The organism is Dinghuibacter sp. (genome assembly GCF_035492835.1).
GTDB lineage: Bacteria > Bacteroidota > Bacteroidia > Chitinophagales > Chitinophagaceae > Dinghuibacter.
Genome location: NZ_DATJIY010000048.1, coordinates 1 through 16,902 on the forward strand (window position 1 = coordinate 1; position 16,902 = coordinate 16,902).

General features: G+C 59.8%; 13 protein-coding genes. 7 read left to right on the forward strand and 6 right to left on the reverse strand.

Going from position 1 to position 16,902, the window contains the following annotated elements; translation table 11 throughout:
* On the forward strand, positions 1-655 hold a 655-nt coding region (locus VL547_RS04355; protein ID WP_325575586.1), incomplete at its 5' end, for a phosphatase PAP2 family protein.
* Here VL547_RS04355 and VL547_RS04360 read toward each other — a convergent pair.
* Positions 652-1,002 (reverse strand): HigA family addiction module antitoxin, encoded by a 351-nt coding sequence (locus VL547_RS04360; protein WP_325575588.1) that lies wholly within the window; start codon positions 1,000-1,002, stop codon positions 652-654. The genes VL547_RS04355 and VL547_RS04360 overlap by 4 nt on opposite strands.
* A gap of 319 nt (positions 1,003-1,321) precedes the next feature.
* Entirely contained in the window at positions 1,322-2,395 is a 1,074-nt protein-coding gene (locus VL547_RS04365; RefSeq protein WP_325575590.1) for a fatty acid desaturase, read from the reverse strand.
* 142 nt (positions 2,396-2,537) lie between these two features.
* Between VL547_RS04365 and VL547_RS04370 the strand changes: the two genes are divergently transcribed.
* Positions 2,538-3,716: an acetyl-CoA C-acyltransferase gene (locus tag VL547_RS04370; protein WP_325575592.1), complete on the forward strand. Its 1,179-nt coding sequence runs from the start codon at positions 2,538-2,540 to the stop codon at positions 3,714-3,716.
* Between the two features lie 8 nt (positions 3,717-3,724).
* Here VL547_RS04370 and VL547_RS04375 read toward each other — a convergent pair whose 3' ends face one another.
* The 4 genes from VL547_RS04375 to VL547_RS04390 are packed head-to-tail and all read right to left on the reverse strand — an operon-like array spanning position 3,725 to position 10,508.
* Positions 3,725-4,294, reverse strand: coding sequence for an STM3941 family protein (locus tag VL547_RS04375; RefSeq protein ID WP_325575594.1), 570 nt, complete (start codon positions 4,292-4,294; stop codon positions 3,725-3,727).
* Between the two features lie 43 nt (positions 4,295-4,337).
* Positions 4,338-8,432: a chemotaxis protein CheB gene (locus VL547_RS04380; protein WP_325575596.1), complete on the reverse strand. Its 4,095-nt coding sequence runs from the start codon at positions 8,430-8,432 to the stop codon at positions 4,338-4,340.
* On the reverse strand, positions 8,429-10,015 hold the full coding sequence (locus VL547_RS04385; RefSeq protein ID WP_325575598.1) for a GAF domain-containing protein: 1,587 nt from the start codon (positions 10,013-10,015) through the stop codon (positions 8,429-8,431). The genes VL547_RS04380 and VL547_RS04385 overlap by 4 nt, the downstream gene beginning before the upstream one ends.
* Positions 9,966-10,508 (reverse strand): biliverdin-producing heme oxygenase, encoded by a 543-nt coding sequence (locus VL547_RS04390; protein WP_325575600.1) that lies wholly within the window; start codon positions 10,506-10,508, stop codon positions 9,966-9,968. The genes VL547_RS04385 and VL547_RS04390 overlap by 50 nt, the downstream gene beginning before the upstream one ends.
* 55 nt (positions 10,509-10,563) lie before the next feature.
* Between VL547_RS04390 and VL547_RS04395 the strand changes: the two genes are divergently transcribed.
* The 5 genes from VL547_RS04395 to VL547_RS04415 all read left to right on the forward strand — a co-directional run bounded on the left by VL547_RS04395 (position 10,564) and on the right by VL547_RS04415 (position 16,667).
* Entirely contained in the window at positions 10,564-12,840 is a 2,277-nt protein-coding gene (locus VL547_RS04395; RefSeq protein ID WP_325575602.1) for a GH92 family glycosyl hydrolase, read from the forward strand.
* Between the two features lie 158 nt (positions 12,841-12,998).
* Entirely contained in the window at positions 12,999-13,817 is an 819-nt protein-coding gene (locus tag VL547_RS04400) for a hypothetical protein (protein ID WP_325575604.1), read from the forward strand.
* A gap of 168 nt (positions 13,818-13,985) precedes the next feature.
* Entirely contained in the window at positions 13,986-14,237 is a 252-nt protein-coding gene (acpP, locus tag VL547_RS04405; RefSeq protein WP_325575606.1) for an acyl carrier protein, read from the forward strand.
* A 9-nt stretch (positions 14,238-14,246) separates the two neighbouring features.
* Positions 14,247-16,145: a menaquinone biosynthesis decarboxylase gene (locus tag VL547_RS04410; protein ID WP_325575608.1), complete on the forward strand. Its 1,899-nt coding sequence runs from the start codon at positions 14,247-14,249 to the stop codon at positions 16,143-16,145.
* A 30-nt stretch (positions 16,146-16,175) separates the two neighbouring features.
* Complete coding sequence (locus VL547_RS04415) at positions 16,176-16,667, forward strand: hypothetical protein (RefSeq protein ID WP_325575610.1); 492 nt, start codon at positions 16,176-16,178, stop codon at positions 16,665-16,667.
* Positions 16,668-16,902: the final 235 nt, after the last annotated feature.

The following is a 16,902-nucleotide window of genomic DNA, read 5'->3' on the forward strand; positions in this document are numbered from 1 at the left end:
CCTCTATGAGACCGACAAGCGCCTCTTCCACATCGGCGCCCAATCGATAAACGAATACCTCGCGGCACACGCCGCCACCGCCCCCGACCTCCTGAGCGGCGCCTTCTACATCTGCTGGATGCCCGTCCCCCTGGGCTTTGGTATATATCTGTTTGTAAAAAGACGGCGCTGGGTCGTCCCCTTCGCCCTCACCTTCCTCTGGGTAAACTTCCTGGGTTGGTTCGTGTATTACACTTTCCCCGCCGCGCCTCCCTGGTACGTCCAGCTCCACGGCTTTGTCTTCGACCCGCGCACCCCCGGCTACACCGCCGGCCTGGCGCGCTTCGACGACTATTTCCACATCCATGTGTTCCACGGCCTGTACGCCAAAAGCTCCAATGTCTTTGCCGCCATGCCCTCCCTTCACGCCGCGTATCCCCTGGTCACTTTCTACTACGGTCTCCGCAGCCGGGCCCCCCGGGGAATCAACGTCTTCCTGGGCACAGTCGTCCTCGGCATCTGGTTCGCCGCCGTATATACCTCACACCATTACGTCCTGGACGTGCTCGCCGGTATAACCGTCGCCATCATCGGTATTTTCCTCTGGGAAAAAGTGTTGCTGCGCCTGGGTTGGTTCCAGCGCTTCCTCAGCGGCTATCAAAAACTTGTTGCTTAAGCCACCGCTTTCTTGGCCGCCCGGGCGACCGTACCGGCTTTAGGCTTCGCCGCCACCATCATTGACCTTAGGATGGTCAAGTCATATAAGTTTTGCAACCCCAGCCATGTCTCGGCTGGTATATCCAGTAACATTTGCAATTTGAGCGCAATGGCAGGGGATATATTCCGCTTTCCCTTAAAAAGTTCACTGAGGTGCCCTGGTTGAATCCCGAGATGCTTGGCGACTGCTGTTTTTGCCAACTCCCGTGCTTCGATTTCCTCTTTTAGAATCTCTCCAGGGTGGATGGCAACAGCGGAATAGATGGTTTGTTTGTTTGTGCCTAAAACCACATGCTTGCTTTCCATACCGATTGTATAGTTTTTACAATTTTAATGATAGTCTGTAAGGTCGTGAACTTCACAAACCTCCACTACTTCCAGTTTGTTCTTCTTCTTATCAATTTTTAGAATTATACGAAACTGCTTATTTACTCTAATGCTGTGCATTCCTCTATACTTCGCTTCTTTTTCTAATTTCTCAAAATACCAACTTCTAAACTGTACCATTTCGCTTGAATTCGAAATCGACCTTAATGTCTGAATTCTTGCAATAAATCCTCTAACTACATTTTTGCCATAGCGAGGCTTTAGATTTACCAAAAAAGGGTAAAAATCCTTTTGAAGCTTATCCGCGGTCCCGTTTAAGGTGCTCCACATACGGCCGGTGGTATTTCTCGAGAAATAAGGCGCGCGAGTCGTGATAGCTCGACACCGCCCCCACCATGCTCATAAACTTGATATAGTACCACGCAAAGTCGATCTGGTGCCGCAGGAACCCGCTCCGCGCGCTGGAAGGGTAGAGGTGGTGGTTGTTGTGCCATTCACCGGCGACAAAGCCGGGCCAAATCTGGTTGATCGAGAGGTCGGCCTGGTTGAAGTCGGTGCCTTCGCGGCGTTTGTCCTTGCCCTTGCCGTGGCCTTCATAGTTGAAGGTGCGTACGCCGACGGCCCAGAAGCCCGCGGCCGCAAAGAGCGTACAAACCAGGGCCCATCCGCCCAAAAAATAAAACACACAACCCCAGAATCCCCAATTGGCGAACCAGCCGAGGATTTCGCGGCCGGGGTGGACGATCGAGCCCCAGCGCTGGTACTGGGCAAATGTATTGGGCTTTACACCCGTGTGGTCCAACAGGCCGGTGACCCGGTCGTAGTCCTTTTCGCACAGGCTTTGCGAGATGGGCTGGTGGTTGACGTCCGCCAGGAAACAGTACAGGAAGCCCGCCTGGGCGTTGTAAGGGTCGCCCGGCTGGTCCGACTTGGCGTGGTGGACGTGGTGGGAAATGACGTAGAGCTCCTCGGGGACGACGTTGATCGTGAGGTTCCGGGTGACGAATCGCCAGAAGCGGTTCCGGAACTGGTAGGCGCCGTGGGTGCAGTACCGGTGGTACCAGACCGTGCCGTGGGAGCCCATGATGATCATGCTGTAGACAAACCCGACGGCCAGCAGCGGGAAGCTGAAATAGCGGGCGATAAAAAGGTAAAGGAAGGGCACCAGGCAGAGCACCCGGAACCAGCTGAAGAACGACAACCAGTTCTTGGTCGATGAGAATATATTCAGGCGGCGGAAAAACTCGTTGAGTATCTGGCGGCGGCTGGGTTTGATCAGGTTGTTATCGGCGTCCGCCCAGCCATAGGCGGGCGGTTCCAGGACATAGTCCATAAAATGAGGGCCCTTTTTGCCCGCAATCGTTGGCTTCATGGGATATCGTAGGTTGGGTTGAATTCGTCCAAGATAGGGTTAATTTTCCACCCCGGTTGTTACCGGTTCGCCAATAATGACAAAGCCAAAAACAATGCAATTAAACTAACAAGTGTTATCTTTACCCCCTCAACCCCAGAAAATGGCGAACAAAGAAGTCTATATCCTCGGCACGGCCCGCACCCCCATCGGCAGCTTCAACGGCGCACTGGCGTCAATACCCGCGACAAAGCTCGGCGCCGCCGCCATCAAGGCCGCCATACAACGGGCCGGGCTGCAACCCAACGACATACAGGAAGTGTACATGGGCAATGTCCTGAGCGCCGGCCTCGGCCAGGCGCCCGCCAACCAGGCCAGCATCTATGCCGGCATCCCGACCAGCGTTCCCTGCACCACCGTCAACAAGGTATGCGCCTCCGGTATGAAGGCCGTCATGCTCGGCGCCCAGGACATCAGACAGGGCGACGTCGACATCGTCGTTGCCGGTGGCATGGAAAGCATGAGCAACGTCCCCTATTACCTGGACAAAGCCCGTACCGGCTACCGCATGGGCAACGGCCAGTTGATCGACGGCATGCTCAAGGACGGTCTCTGGGACCCCTATAAGGACTACGCCATGGGCAACGCCGGGGAGCTGTGCAGCACGAAATACGGTCTCACCCGGGAAATGCAGGACGCTTACGCGATACGGAGCTACGAACGCGCCGCCGGGGCCTACGCCAAAGAATATATGCAAGGCGAGCTCGTCCCTATCACCACCGAGGGCAGGGACCCGCAGACCATAACGGAGGACGAAGAGTACAAAAAGGTAAAATTCGACAAGATTCCGACTTTAAAACCCGCATTCAAACCAGACGGCGTCATTACCGCCGCCAACGCCTCCAAGATCAACGACGGCGCCGCCGCGCTCGTGCTTGCCGCCTCCACGACGGCCCTGGCCAACGGGTGGCGCCCGCTGGCCCGCATCGTCTCCTACGCCGACGCCAGCCAGGACCCGGAATGGTTCACCACCACCCCCACGATCGCGATGAACCGCGCCCTGGAGAAAGCCGGCCTCACCATCGCCGACATCGACTACTTCGAAATCAACGAAGCCTTCAGCTGCGTCGCCCAGGCCAACGCCCGCGACCTCGGCATCCCCGAAGACCGCCTTAACGTCTGGGGCGGCGCCGTCGCCCTCGGCCACCCCATCGGCTGCTCCGGCGCCCGCATCACGATCACGCTCCTGAGCATCCTCCAGCAAACCGGCGGCCGCTACGGCCTGGCCGGCATCTGCAACGGCGGCGGCGGCGCGAGCGCGCTCCTCATCGAACGGCTGTAAAAAAAAGGCTAAGAACGAAGCACCGACGCGCGATAACTATCCAACCGCGCCTCCAGCAAGATCATAAGACTCCGCAAGTCATACGCCAGCGCCTCCGCCGGTATCTGTATCGGCGACCCGAAGTCCGAGTTCAACCGCGCCAGCAGGCGCTTCTTGACCGGGTTGCGCTGTCGGTCGATGTAAACCTGCGGGTGCTTCACCAGCACCGTGATGAACCGGTGCCCGCGGATCAGCGACTCCCGGAAACCCGAGATGTCCTCCCAGTTGATCAGCCCGTCCCCGGGGGTGCCCGTATGATCGTAGATGTCCTTGTCCGAAATGATCATCGCGGGGAAAACGCTGGCGATACGCACCGCCATGATATAGCTGTAGATGCCGCCGATCACCATCACGGAGACGCCTACCGCCTCGATGATAAAGGCGGCGTTGATCTGGTGCGGCACCAACGATATGAAAGGCGTCGGGTAAACGAGCAGTAACAAACCGAAGAAAAACAGGATCAGCCCTCCCGTGAGGAACCAGGAAAGATTCTTCTTGTTACGGGCGATTTCAACGGTGGGTGTTGGTGTAACAGGCATTAGCAAGCGTTTAGTTAGAAATATAAACTAAATGCCGGAGAAATCAAAGCGCTCCCTGGCGTAGCGGCAATACCACGACGAATTCCGCGCCCTCACCCTCCCGGCTGTGCGCCATCACCTGGCCGTTGTGCCGTTCGATGATCTTTTTGGTGATGGCCAGCCCGATCCCCGTACCTTCGTACCGGTCCTTGGAGTTCAGGCGCTGGAATAAATTGAAGATAGCCGCCGAGAATTTCTCGTCAAAACCAATGCCGTTATCGCGGATATGGATCCGGACGCGTTCCCCGTCTGATTCACAGGTGATCCGGATGACGGGTTTTACGCCCTCCCGCGAGAATTTGAGCGCGTTGGAGAGGATGTTCTGGAACACCTGCCGGATCTGCCCCGGGATCACGTCCGCCTCGGGCAGCACATCCGAAAAGACCTCCGCCTGCTTTTCCCGGATCACCAGCTCGAAGTCGTCCAGCAGCTCCGACACGATCTCCGAAAGCGAGATCCGCTCGAAACGATAGCTCTGGGAGTTGAGGCTGGAATAATTCAGGATGTCCGTCACGAGCGACTTGGTGCGCTGCGCGGCGTGGAGGACCTTGTCGATGTACGTCAGGCCCACGCCGTCGAGCGCCTCGCCAAAACGGTCGCGTAATAAATTCGAGAAAATCAGGATCTTCCGCAGCGGTTCCTGCAGGTCGTGCGACGCCACCGACGCGAACTGCTGGAGGTCGTGGTTGCTTTGCTCCAGGTCGCGGTTGAGGTCGGCGAGCTCCCGGGTGCGGCTGGCCACCTTTATTTCCAGCTCCTCGTTCATCGCCTTGATTTCCTGCTCGGCCTTTTTCAGGTCGGTCAGATCCAGCATCGAACCCAGCATCCGGTAGGGCGTGCCGTATTCCCCGAGGAGTACCCGGCCGCGGTCCAGGATGTTTGCGTACTGTCCGTCCGACCGCAGAAAGCGGTACTCGCAGCTCCAGTGCGCGCGCCGGTTGTTGATGACGTCGTTGAGGCTGTCTTCGGTGGCCTTCCGGTCGTCGGGATGGACCTTGTCCAGCCAAAAGGCGCGGTCCCCCTCCCGGTACCCGAACAGCTTGTAAAAGGCGTCCCCCCACCAGATCCGGTTGTTGACGAAGTCCCAGTCCCAGATCGCGTCGTTGGTCGCGCCCGCGACCAGCCGGAAGCGCTCCTCGCTTTCGGTCAGCTCCCGGGTGCGCTCGCGGACCTTGTCTTCCAGGTCGGTGTTGAGCACCCGGAGGTTGTCCTTGGTATTGATCAGCTCGACGTAGTTCTTTTTCAGCTTTTGCTCGACCTGCTTTTTCTCGGTGATGTCGGTGAACGTCGCCACCAGGCCATCCATCATCTTGACCGCGGTGACCTCGAACCACCGGTCCTGCTCGTCCACGTACAGGTCGAGGTGCATCTTCCGGTTGAGGGTGACGACCGTCGAATAGACCTCGAACAACCCGTGCGCGGCCAGCAGCGGTACGTCCTGCCGGACGCGTTTGTCGGTGAAGTCGGCCCCGGGGCTGCTCAGGAAACCGCCCGCGGCGTCGTTGGCGGCGAGGATGCTGAAGTCGGTGATGGTATTGTTGACGTCCCTCAGCGTCCGCATCGCCAAAATGGCGCTCGGACTGGAATTGAAAACCCCGCGGACGATGTTGTTGAGCTGCGTGATCGTCGTGATGTCGACAAAGGTCAGGATGACGCCGGCCGTCGTTTTTTCCCGGGAAATATAGGGCATGACCCGCATCAGCAGGTCTTTGCCGTCGTGGAGCCGCACCTCCTTTTCGATGGTCTTGCCGTCCCGGAGCACCGCTTCGATGTCGCCGTTCAGGTTGTCGTAGCGGATGTTGTTGGAGATGTGCGTGATCGAGCGGCCCAGGTCGGACTCGATGAAGTTGATCATCCGGGCCGAGGCCGGGTTGAACTTGCGGATACGCAGCTCCGGGTCCAGGAACACCTGCCCGATATCGGTCGACCGGAAATAGTTGTTCAGGTCGTCGTTGGCCTGGAGCAGCTCCCCGATCTTGAGCTGGTGCTCGGTGTTGAGGGTATGGAGCTCCTCGTTCAGCGACTGGAGCTCCTCGTTGGAGCTCTGGAGCTCTTCGTTGGCGCTGAGCAGCTCTTCGTTGGAGCTTTGGAGCTCCTCGTTGGCGGTCTCCAGGTCCTCGATCGCCAGCTGCAGGTTCCGGCGCGTCTCCTGGAGCTCCGCGTCGAGCGTGCGGACGTAGTCTTCGAGCCCCTCCGTAGGCACGGCCGAGGGCGCGTGAACGGTAGCCGCGGCGACCGGCGCCTCCTGCTCCCGCATCACCACCAGCGTGAACGGCTGCCGGCGCCCGGGTTGAGAAGGCCGTATCAGGATGTCGATCAGCAGCGGTGTATCGTCCCGCGTGAACGGCACGCCCTTCAGATTGACACTCCGCTCCTCCGTCCATGCCTTGCGGATTTCGGTGGCCAGCACATACGCGAGCCCCCGCGGCACCATCTTCAGCAGGTTCAGGTGGAGGTCCTTCTCCGGTAGCGAGAGGAGCGCGCGGTAGTTTCCCACCGCTTCCTTGATGTCAAAGACATTGTCGATAAAAAAGGCCGCCATGCCCCACTCCTCGGTGAGCGCGGCCTGCGACTCTTCCCAAAGCTGCTGCTGGCCACGCGTGGCCGCGTCCGAGGACGCGCCGCCGGTCCGGCGGGTGCTTTTCCGCTCCCCGATCAACGGTATCGGGTAAGCGCCCGGCCGGGATTCGGCGGTCTTCTGGTATATCTTCCATTTACCGCTCACCTCCGCCACCATGTCCTTGGGAAAACCGGCGTGCTCGCTGGAGCCCAGGAAGAGATAGCCTTGCCGGCGCGCAGAAAAGAGCAGGATCGAAAAGACCTTTTGCTGGAGGATCGGGCTCATATAGATGAGCATGTTCCGGCACGTGACCAGGTCGTTCTTGATAAAAGGAGGGTCCTTGATCACATTGTGCCGTGCAAAGACGATCTTCTTGCGGAGCGACGGCGTCACCGTGTACGTATTCCCCGTCTGTGCGAAATATTTGTGCAGGTACTCCTCGGGCACGTCTTCGGCGATCGTCAGCGGGTACGCTCCCTGGGACGCGATCTCGATGTGCGCCGGGTCCGGGTCGGTGGCGTATATTTTTACCTCAAAAAAAACGCGCGTGGCCTCCATCGCCTCCGACAGCAGGATGGCGATCGAATACGCCTCTTCCCCGGTGCTGCAGGCGCAGACCCAGACCTTTACCGCGTCGTCGTTGTTTTTGCCCGCCAGCAGCTCGGGTAAAACCTGCTCCCGCAATACCCGGAAAGCCTCCGGGTCGCGGAAGAACCTCGTCACCCCGATCAGGAAGTCCTTCCCCAGGAGCCGGACTTCATCCGGGTTGCCCCTCAACGCACCGATATAATCCGCCAGCGTCCGGTGGTTCCCCTGGAGTGCGCGCCGGATGATCCGGCGCTGGATCGTCGGGGTCTTATAATAGTGGAAGTCGAAACCGGCCTCCTGGTGTATCAGGGAAAAAACCTCCTCCAGCGTCTGGTTGTCGATCTCGCCCCCGTTCAGGTCCGCCAGCGGATCCTGGTGGATGTACTGGAGTATCTCCACCGGCATGTCGGAAGGGGGCAGGACGAAGTCCACGTTCCCCGAGCTGATCGCGCTGTTGGGCATGCCGTCGAACCGCGCCGTCGCGGGGTCCTGGACCAGGACCATCCCGCCCTGTTGCTTGATGGCCTCGATACCCCGGGTGCCGTCGGTCCCCGTCCCCGACAGGATCACCGCGATCGCGCGGTTCTTCCACTCCCGCGCCAGAGACGATAGAAATACATCCACCGCCGTGTTAGGCCCGGGGCCGCCGCGTTTTTCACCGAGCACCAGCCGGTTCTTGCGGATCGTGATGAATTTGTCGTTCGGGATGATATAAATACAGTTGTTCTCCACCGTGAGCTCGTCGGTGGCCTCGAAGACCTTCATGTGCGTATGCCGGCCGACCAGCTCCACGAGCAGGCTCTTATAGTCCGGAGAAAGGTGCTGGATGATGACAAAGGCCGCCTTGCCCGATTCCGGCATATGGTCGAAAAAGTCGTGGATCGCTTCGAGCCCGCCGGCGGAGGCGCCGATGGCAATCACATAGCCTTGTATCGTTTGCCGCTGTTTCACGTCAGGTAATGGTTGTGGATGTATTCGTGTATGAAGGTCCGCAGGTTCTCCGCGATCGTCAGCTCTTCGGGGCGCCAGGGCAGCGACGTCCCACTGACCTTTTGCCGCCATTCCCGGAACGAGGCCCGCGGGTGGTAGTTGACCTGGTTGGGCTCAAAACGGATACGCTCGTCGGGGTTGCCACCCCAGTTGATCTCCCGCACGACTTCCGGCCGGAACACGATCAGGTACTCGTCCTTCTTCCAGTTAAGCGGGATGACCAGCACGCCGCTGGCGAGCCCCTTTTGCTCCTCCGCCCGGTCATAGAGCGTGGGGAAGGCGTCCGTGGCGAGCGCCCTTTTGAGCTCCTTGGTGTGGAGCCAGAGCACCAGGTCCTCCTGGAACGCGCGCGACGGAACGTCACCCGCGGCGTATATCCGTCCCCGGTAGCTCAGTATCGCGCCCCCGCCGGACAGCAGGTTCGCCACCCCCGTGGCGGTCCCCAGCAGGCTTTGGTGGAGCTCCTCCGAACCGTATATGGCCTCGATCAGCCGGTTATACCGCTCGTGCAGCCCGGCATTCAGCGCATCCTGTTCCTTGAACCGGATGGAGGCGATCCGCGCCGAAACCACGTGGCTCATCAGCTCGAAAACCGAGCACAGCTCGTAGTCCAGGTCCTTGGCCGTCCGGTGGTGACAGGCCACCAACCCCCAAAGTTTTTCCCCGTCCAGTATGCGCGTCGACATCGACGCCACGATCCCCATGTTCCTGAGGTACTCGACGTGCACCGGCGCCACGCCCCGCAGGTTGCACTCCGAAAGATCGATAAACGTCCGCGTGGCCGGGTTGATGACCGGGTATAAGTGGACCGGTTTGTAGTCCCGGTCTGGTATGAACCGGTAGGGGTTCGTCAGGTAGAGCTTCCGCGCCTGCGGCGGTATGTCCGACGCCGGGAAGGTAAAACCCAGGTATGATTCCATGCCTTCCTCCATCGCTTCTGCCTCCACATACCCGTTCCAGTCTTCGTCAAAGCGGTAGATCATCACCTTGTCAAAACCAGATAACCTTTTTAGTTCCCGCGCCGCGGCCGCGCAAACCCCCGCTGTCGACCCCGCGGACTCGATCGCCGCCATCGAATGCCGTATGTCCTGGAAGGTCGACACGAAACTGCGGTCACCCGCCGGTGTGAGCTCGATCTCTGCCAGTATATAAGACCCTTTTAGATGGACGAGTGTGGTGTAGGGCTTATCCCGGATGATCCACGTCTTGGGTAGCTTGTCGCTACGTCCCTCGAGCGCCGCGTCGGGTATCAACCCGCCGGCCGCCCCGCCGCCGCCCGTGTCCATGGCCCCGCGGCCCGCGTCCCTGCCGCCCGCGCGCGCATGCGCCGTCAGCAGCGCCCCTACGAGCTCCCTCGCCGCCAACCCAAACACGCGTTCCGTATTCTCACTGGCCTGTATGATCGCCAGCGTGTCCCGGTCGATGACCAGCAGCACCCCGTAGGGTTGGACCTGGTTGATCTGGTGTATCGGCAGGCTGCCGCACACATCGCTTTCATAGTTCTTGCGCGGCGGCTGCCGCAAGGTGATGTCGGGACTTGTCATAGTGGTCGATCCAATGATTAAAATGGTCAAAGGTGCTCAGCGCGGTATCCAGTACGTGGGCGTGTTCCCCGGCCGGCACGGTCTCGAGTAGTTCCACAAAACCATTCCATCTCTCACTGGCCGCCGCCCTCTTAAGAAAATAAAAGGGTAGGGGGCACTCCAACTGCCGCTCGCCCACCTGCCGCTCGATCATCGCCGCGATATACGGCCCGCCATGCATCGATCCCTCCAACACATACCGCGCGCCCACCGGGTGCCGCGGCGCCACCCAGCCCTTATACAACGAGGCCGGCGCCACCCCGAGGTCCTTTAACAGGCTATCCGAAGCGAACGTCGTGCCCAAGCTATCCTCCACGGGCTTATAAAATCCATAAAAAAGCGCCAGCAAGCCGTGATACTCCTCCTTATCTTTGATCCGCCTGATGCGCGACACCATCCGGTGCTCCAGGCGCGCGTGCGCTTCCCTGGTGTGGTTTCGTATTCTTGTGTGCAAATTATTCCACATTACGTATCATTGTGTTTTGCAAAATGGTTTTAGCTTCACGTATATGATCCAATTCAAACAATTCGCGTTGTCCCTTACGGCCATGGCTGTCGCCTGTATCGCACAGGCCCAGGCCACGGACCCGGCCAGCTTTGTCAACCCCTTTATCGGCACCGGCGCCGTCGACTCCAACAGCCTTTCGGGAAGCAACTTCCCCGGGGCCACCGTGCCGTTCGGATTCGTCCAGCTGAGCCCGGATACCCGGGAAGCGCCGGACGACCCGGCCAGCGGGTATGATTACAATGATCATTCCATTGTAGGCTTCAGCCATACCCACCTCAGCGGGACCGGGGTGGCCGACCTGTTCGATTTTCTTTTTATGCCCTATACCGGCGACGTCCAGTGGGACCCCGCCAAATACAAGTCCGCCTTTACGCACGCCGGCGAGCAGGCCACCCCCGGATACTACAGCGTCCTGCTCCAGACGTGGAAGACAAAGGCGGAGCTGACCGCCACCGCCCACGTCGGGCTGCAGCGCTATACCTTCCCCACGGGGACGCTGGGTCACGTCGTCGTCGACCTCGACCATTCGCTCGACAAAAAGCGCAACTACTGGCAGTGCCGGATTATATCCGCTCAAATAAAAGTCGTCAACGACCATACCATCGAAGGCTACCGCATCATCACCGGCTGGAGCCGGTTGCGCAAGGTCTATTTCCGGGCCGTGTTCTCCCAGCCCTTCGTCAGCGAAGCCCTGTTGAACGGCCGCACCGTGATCCAAAACGGCTCGATCGCCAACGGCACCCGCGTCAAGGGCGTCTTTGACTTCAACGCCTCAAATAACGCCCCCGTCCTGGTCAAGGTCGGTCTGTCCTCCGTCAGCCTCGAAGGCGCCGAACGCAACCTCGCCGCCGAGATGCCCGGCTTCGATTTCGAATCCACCGTCGCCGATGCCCGCGCCCAGTGGAATAAAGAGCTGGGGTGCATCGGTGTCGACGGCACCGACGAGCAAAAGCGCATTTTCTACACCGGTCTCTACCACGCCTTTACCCAGCCCAACAACCTGGCCGACGCGGACGGCTCCTACGTGGGCACCGACTTCACCACGCGCAAAGCCGCGGACGGCACGCACTACAGCACCTTTTCGCTGTGGGACACCTACCGCGCCGCCAACCCGCTCTACACCCTGGTGCAACCCGCGCGTACCGCGGGCTTTATCAACTCCTTCCTGAGGCAGTACGACACCTACGGCTACCTCCCGATCTGGCAGCTCTGGGGCGACGAAACCTATTGCATGATCGGCAACCACGCCATCCCCGTCATCGTCGACGCCTACCTGAAGCACATCCCCGGCGTGGACTACCAGAAGGCCTACGCCGCCATCCGCGCGTCGTCCACCGTCGACCATCCCGGCGCGCCCTTCCGCTTCCTCGACCAATACCACTACTTCCCCGAAGACAAGGAATCCCAGTCGGTATCGCTCACCCTCGAAGTCGCCTTTGACGACTGGTGCGTCGCCCAGATGGCCAATGCCATGGGCAAAACGGAAGACTATAAATACTTCATGGAGCGCGCCACCTACTACCATAATGTGTATGACGCCGGCACCCGCTTTTTCCGCGGCCGCAACGCCGACGGCAACTGGGTGACGCCCTTCGACCCGCTCAGCTATGGCGGCAACGGCGGCGCTCCCTACACCGAAGGCAACGGCTGGCAGTATTGCTGGTACGTTCCCCAGGACGTCCCCGGTATGATCCGTCTCTACGGCGGCGCCGACGGCTTTATCAACAAGCTCGACTCCTTCTTTACCCTGGTGTCTAAACCCTCCGAAGTCAACGGCAACGCCTCCGGCTTTATCGGTCAGGACGCCCACGGCAACGAGCCTAGCCACCACACCCCCTACCTGTACGACTACGCCGGTCAACCCTGGAAGACCCAGCTCTACACCGCCCGCATCATGCAGGAGCTCTACAACGACAAGTCCTCCGGCTACGCGGGTAACGAAGACTGCGGCCAGATGAGCGCCTGGTACATCTTCTCGTCGATGGGCTTCTACCCCGTCAACCCCGCCAGCAGCGTCTACGCCTTCGGCTCCCCCCAGCTCCGCAAAGCAGTCATCAACCTCCCCGGCGGCGCAAGGTTCACCGTCCTCGCCCCCAAGGCCGGCGGCAAGAACATCTACATCCAGGCCGCCCGTCTCAACGGCCACCCCTACACCAAAACCTACATCACCCACAAAGACATCCTTGCCGGCGGCACCCTCGAGTTCGACATGGGCCCCGCCCCCAACAAAAAGTGGGGCGCCGCTCCCACCGACGCCCCCGCGGGCTATGCGTACTAGTCGTCACGCGGCGCGCCCCCGCGCGCCGCGTTCACCGACTCCTCCCTCGCCCTCGCATTCACCGACCCCACCCTTAGGCCATGAGGCGTAATCCCCTGACAAGCGGTTTAAACCTTCGCCCGCGCCGCGGGTCTGAGGGCCAAAACGTCGGAATGCAAGTGAGTGGACGTTGGCTGTTCTACCTGCTGATAGGAGTTTGTTGCGCAAAAAATACGACGGCCCAGATCGTCGTCCGGGGTACGGTATATGATGGCAGCATGATCAACGGATTGGGCGAAGTGGACGTCCACAGCGGCTCCGGCGCCACCGCCGCGACGGATTCGCTGGGCCGCTACCACATAAAGGTGCCCGAAACCGACTCGATCTATTTCGAGTACCTGAGCAAGCGGACGGCGTGGTTCCCGGTGAAGCTCATGGCCAACCCGGACGCCTTTGACATCAGCATGTACGGCATCGCCAGCGTCAACCTGACGCCCGTTACCGTAACGGCCAACAGCTATCACCTCGACTCCCTGCAAAACCGACGGGAGTACCAGGACCTGTTCAACTATGGCGACCCCGGTATGATCGAAGGCGGGAAGATGCGGGGCCGGCAGTTTGGCATCGGGCTCGACTTCGACATGCTCCTGACCGGCAGGGCCATCGAGAAAAGCCGGATGTCCACGCAGCGGTACCTGATCGAGGACGAAAAGCAACGCTATGTCGACCACCGCTTCAACAAGGCCCTGGTCGAAAAGCTAACGGGTATGACCCACCCGGCCCTCGACACGTTTATGAAGATGTACCGTCCGTCCTATGACCAGTTGAAGACCTACGCCAACGAAGTGGAGTATTACCAATACATCCAGGACGCGGGCAAGTCCTTTATGGAGTACTGGCCGGAGATCGTGGCGCAGCACGATCACCACGTGACGGATTCGGCCTACAAGGGCCGGGACGACGATAACGCCCCGGTGGGCCGGCAGTCGCAAGAGTAGGCGCCGCCCGCCACACCGCGCCGCCGCCCGCCGCGCCGCGGCGTCGCGCCGCCCATGTTAAAATGAAATTAATTTTATCAAAATGATAGCCCAAGCACCCGTCAAAATGCCCGAAAACCGGGGAAGGCACGGCATTTGGGCAAGTCAATCCGTAAAACCTTGTACAATATGAGCACGATGACCATGGAAACGATGGAGACCCGCTTATGGGTCCTGATGTCCGACAAGCTGGGTTTGGAAAAAGACCAGATCAAGATGACCGATTCATTTACCGACGACCTCGGCGTGGATTCGCTGGATACGTTGGAGCTGTTTACCGAGGTCGAAAAAACATTCGAAATAAAGATCACCGACGAGGACGCCGAAAAGCTGACGACCGTCCAGGCCCTCGTGAACTATATGCATACGCATTTGCACTAACTTCGCGGGATGGCTTATCCACACCTGCAGGCTTTTATAGATAAAATGGAATCGGCGGGGGAGCTGCTCCGCATCAAGACATACGTGGACCCCGTGCTCGAGATCGCGGAGATCACCGACCGCATCAGCAAAAGCGGCGGGGGCGGCAAGGCCCTCCTCTTCGAAAACACCGGGACGGCCTTTCCCGTACTGATGAACGCCTATGGGAGCCAGCGCCGCATGTGCATGGCGCTGGGCGTGGACAACCTCGACGACATCACCCGCGACATCGAGGCCCTCTTCAAGCTCCTCACCAGCCCCAAGGAAGGCCTGCTCGACAAGCTCGGCATGTTGCCAAAGCTGGGGCAGTTCGCGTCCTGGATGCCCAAGGTCAAAAAAGGTAGGGGCACGTGTCAGGAGGTCATCATGCAAACCCCCGACCTCGACAAGCTACCCATCATACAGTGCTGGCCCAAGGACGGCGGCCGTTTCGTCACCCTCCCGATCATCCACACCAAGGACCCGCTCAACGGCATCCGGAACGTCGGCATGTACCGTATGCAGGTCTTCGGCCCGACCCTCACCGGCATGCACTGGCACAAACACAAGGTCAGCGCCCGTCACTTCGCCGAATACAAAAAGCTCGGCCGGCGCATGCCCGTGGCCGTTGCACTGGGCGGCGACCCGGTCTACGCCTATTCCGCGACCGCACCGCTCCCCGAGAACGTTGACGAGTACATGCTCGCCGGTTTCCTGCGCAAAAAGCACGTCGAGCTCGTCCGCTGTATCACCCAGCCCGACCTCGAGGTCCCGTCCGACGCTGACTTCGTGATCGAGGGCTACGTGGAACCGGGCGAAGAACCCATTTGGGAGGGCCCCTTTGGCGACCATACCGGCTATTATTCGCTCCCCGACTGGTACCCGCGTTTTCACGTTACCGCCATCACCCACCGCAAGGGCGCGGTCTACCCCGCGACCATCGTCGGCATCCCGCCCCAGGAAGACGCCTGGCTGGGCAAGGCCACCGAACGCATCTTCCTGGCCCCCATCAAGATGACCCTCGTCCCCGAAATCGTGGACATGGACATGCCCGTGGAGGGCGTTTTTCACAACCTCGTCATCACCCGTATCCGCAAGGACTTCCCCGGCCAGGGCCAAAAGGTCATGAACGCCATGTGGGGCGCGGGCCAGATGATGTTCAACAAGATCCTCGTCCTCACCGACGCCGCCACGCCCATCACCGACTACGCCACGCTGGCCCGGACCGTGATGGCCAACTGCAACGTCGCCACCGACGTCGCCTTCGCCACCGGCCCTATGGACGTCCTCGACCATGCCTGTAACGCCCTCGGCTTTGGCGGCAAGATGTGTATCGACGGCACCGCCAAGCTCCCCGAAGAAACGGATACGCGGTATGCCTGGCCCGCTCCGCAAAGAGCATCGTGGATCGCCTCGGCCTTCCCCGACGTGACTGCCGTCAACGACGCCCTCTTCGCGCTCGACATCCCGGTACTCTTCGTTGCCGTACACAAAAACAGGCCCCACCACGTCGAAGACCTCCATGCGCGCCTTTGCGCCGACACCCGCGCCCAAGGCATCAAAATGATCCTTTACGTCGAGCACACCGTCCCCGTCGACGACCTCGCCGTCGCCCTCTGGCGCGTCTGTAACAACCTCGACCCCAAACGCGATCACTACCTCGTCGACCGCAAGCCCTTCGCCTGCCTCGGCCTCGACGGCACCCTCAAAACCCGCGCCTTCGACGGCTTCCAACGCGACTGGCCCAACATCATCGTAGCCGACGACAAGACCATCGCCGCCGTCGACAAAAAGTGGCCCGATCTCGGCATCGGCGACCTTATCCCATCCCCTTCATTGAAATTCAAGGCACAGATGTACGGCCCCGAAGCCGTGGCGAACCCACAATAAATCCGTAACTTTAAAGTGAAACACCCGCGTATGCGACTCCTCTTTACCCTCCTGGCCTCCATGGCCCTCCTTACGACCAGGGCGCAATCCGCGCTCCCCCTGGTGAACGGCTGGGGCTTCGCCCCATCGCTGAGCTTCGCCCCGTTCCCGGAGTACACCCCCATCAATAAGTGGCAGCTGAGACCCTATACCGCCGTATCGGCCGGGTACATCTTCGCGGGTGGACAAGGTATGTCCTATGTGACCGCACCGGTGGGCCTGGCGCTCTACCGCCCGCTGAACAAGAACTTTACCGCCTTTGCCGCGGCCACCGTCGCCCCGACCCTGTTCAACTATGGCGCCCCCGGCCCGCTGGCCAAGCCCGGTTTCAACACCCTCGGCTGGAACGCCGGCGTCACCGGTGGTCTCATGTGGACCAACGACGCCAAAACCTTTTCGATCTCCGGCAGCGTCAGCGTCGAACGCGGCAGCTACCCCGTCTACGCGCCCCCGGCTTCGTCCCCGCCCACCAGAAAGTACTAGCCGGCGCGCGCTCGGCAGGCCCTGAAAAAAGTGAGGTCCGACCTAGAAAAGTCAGACCTTTTTTTGTTCAACCTTGCTTAACTCACTATCTTAAATACGGTATATTTTATGGGGAGGTTACAGAAATAGATATTTTTCTATAGGGATACCCATAACAGACCCAGTCAGTAACCAAAGGTTTAATCAAGACAACCTCGTTAAGAAAATTTTAACAAATTGGTTATTTAAGACCAAT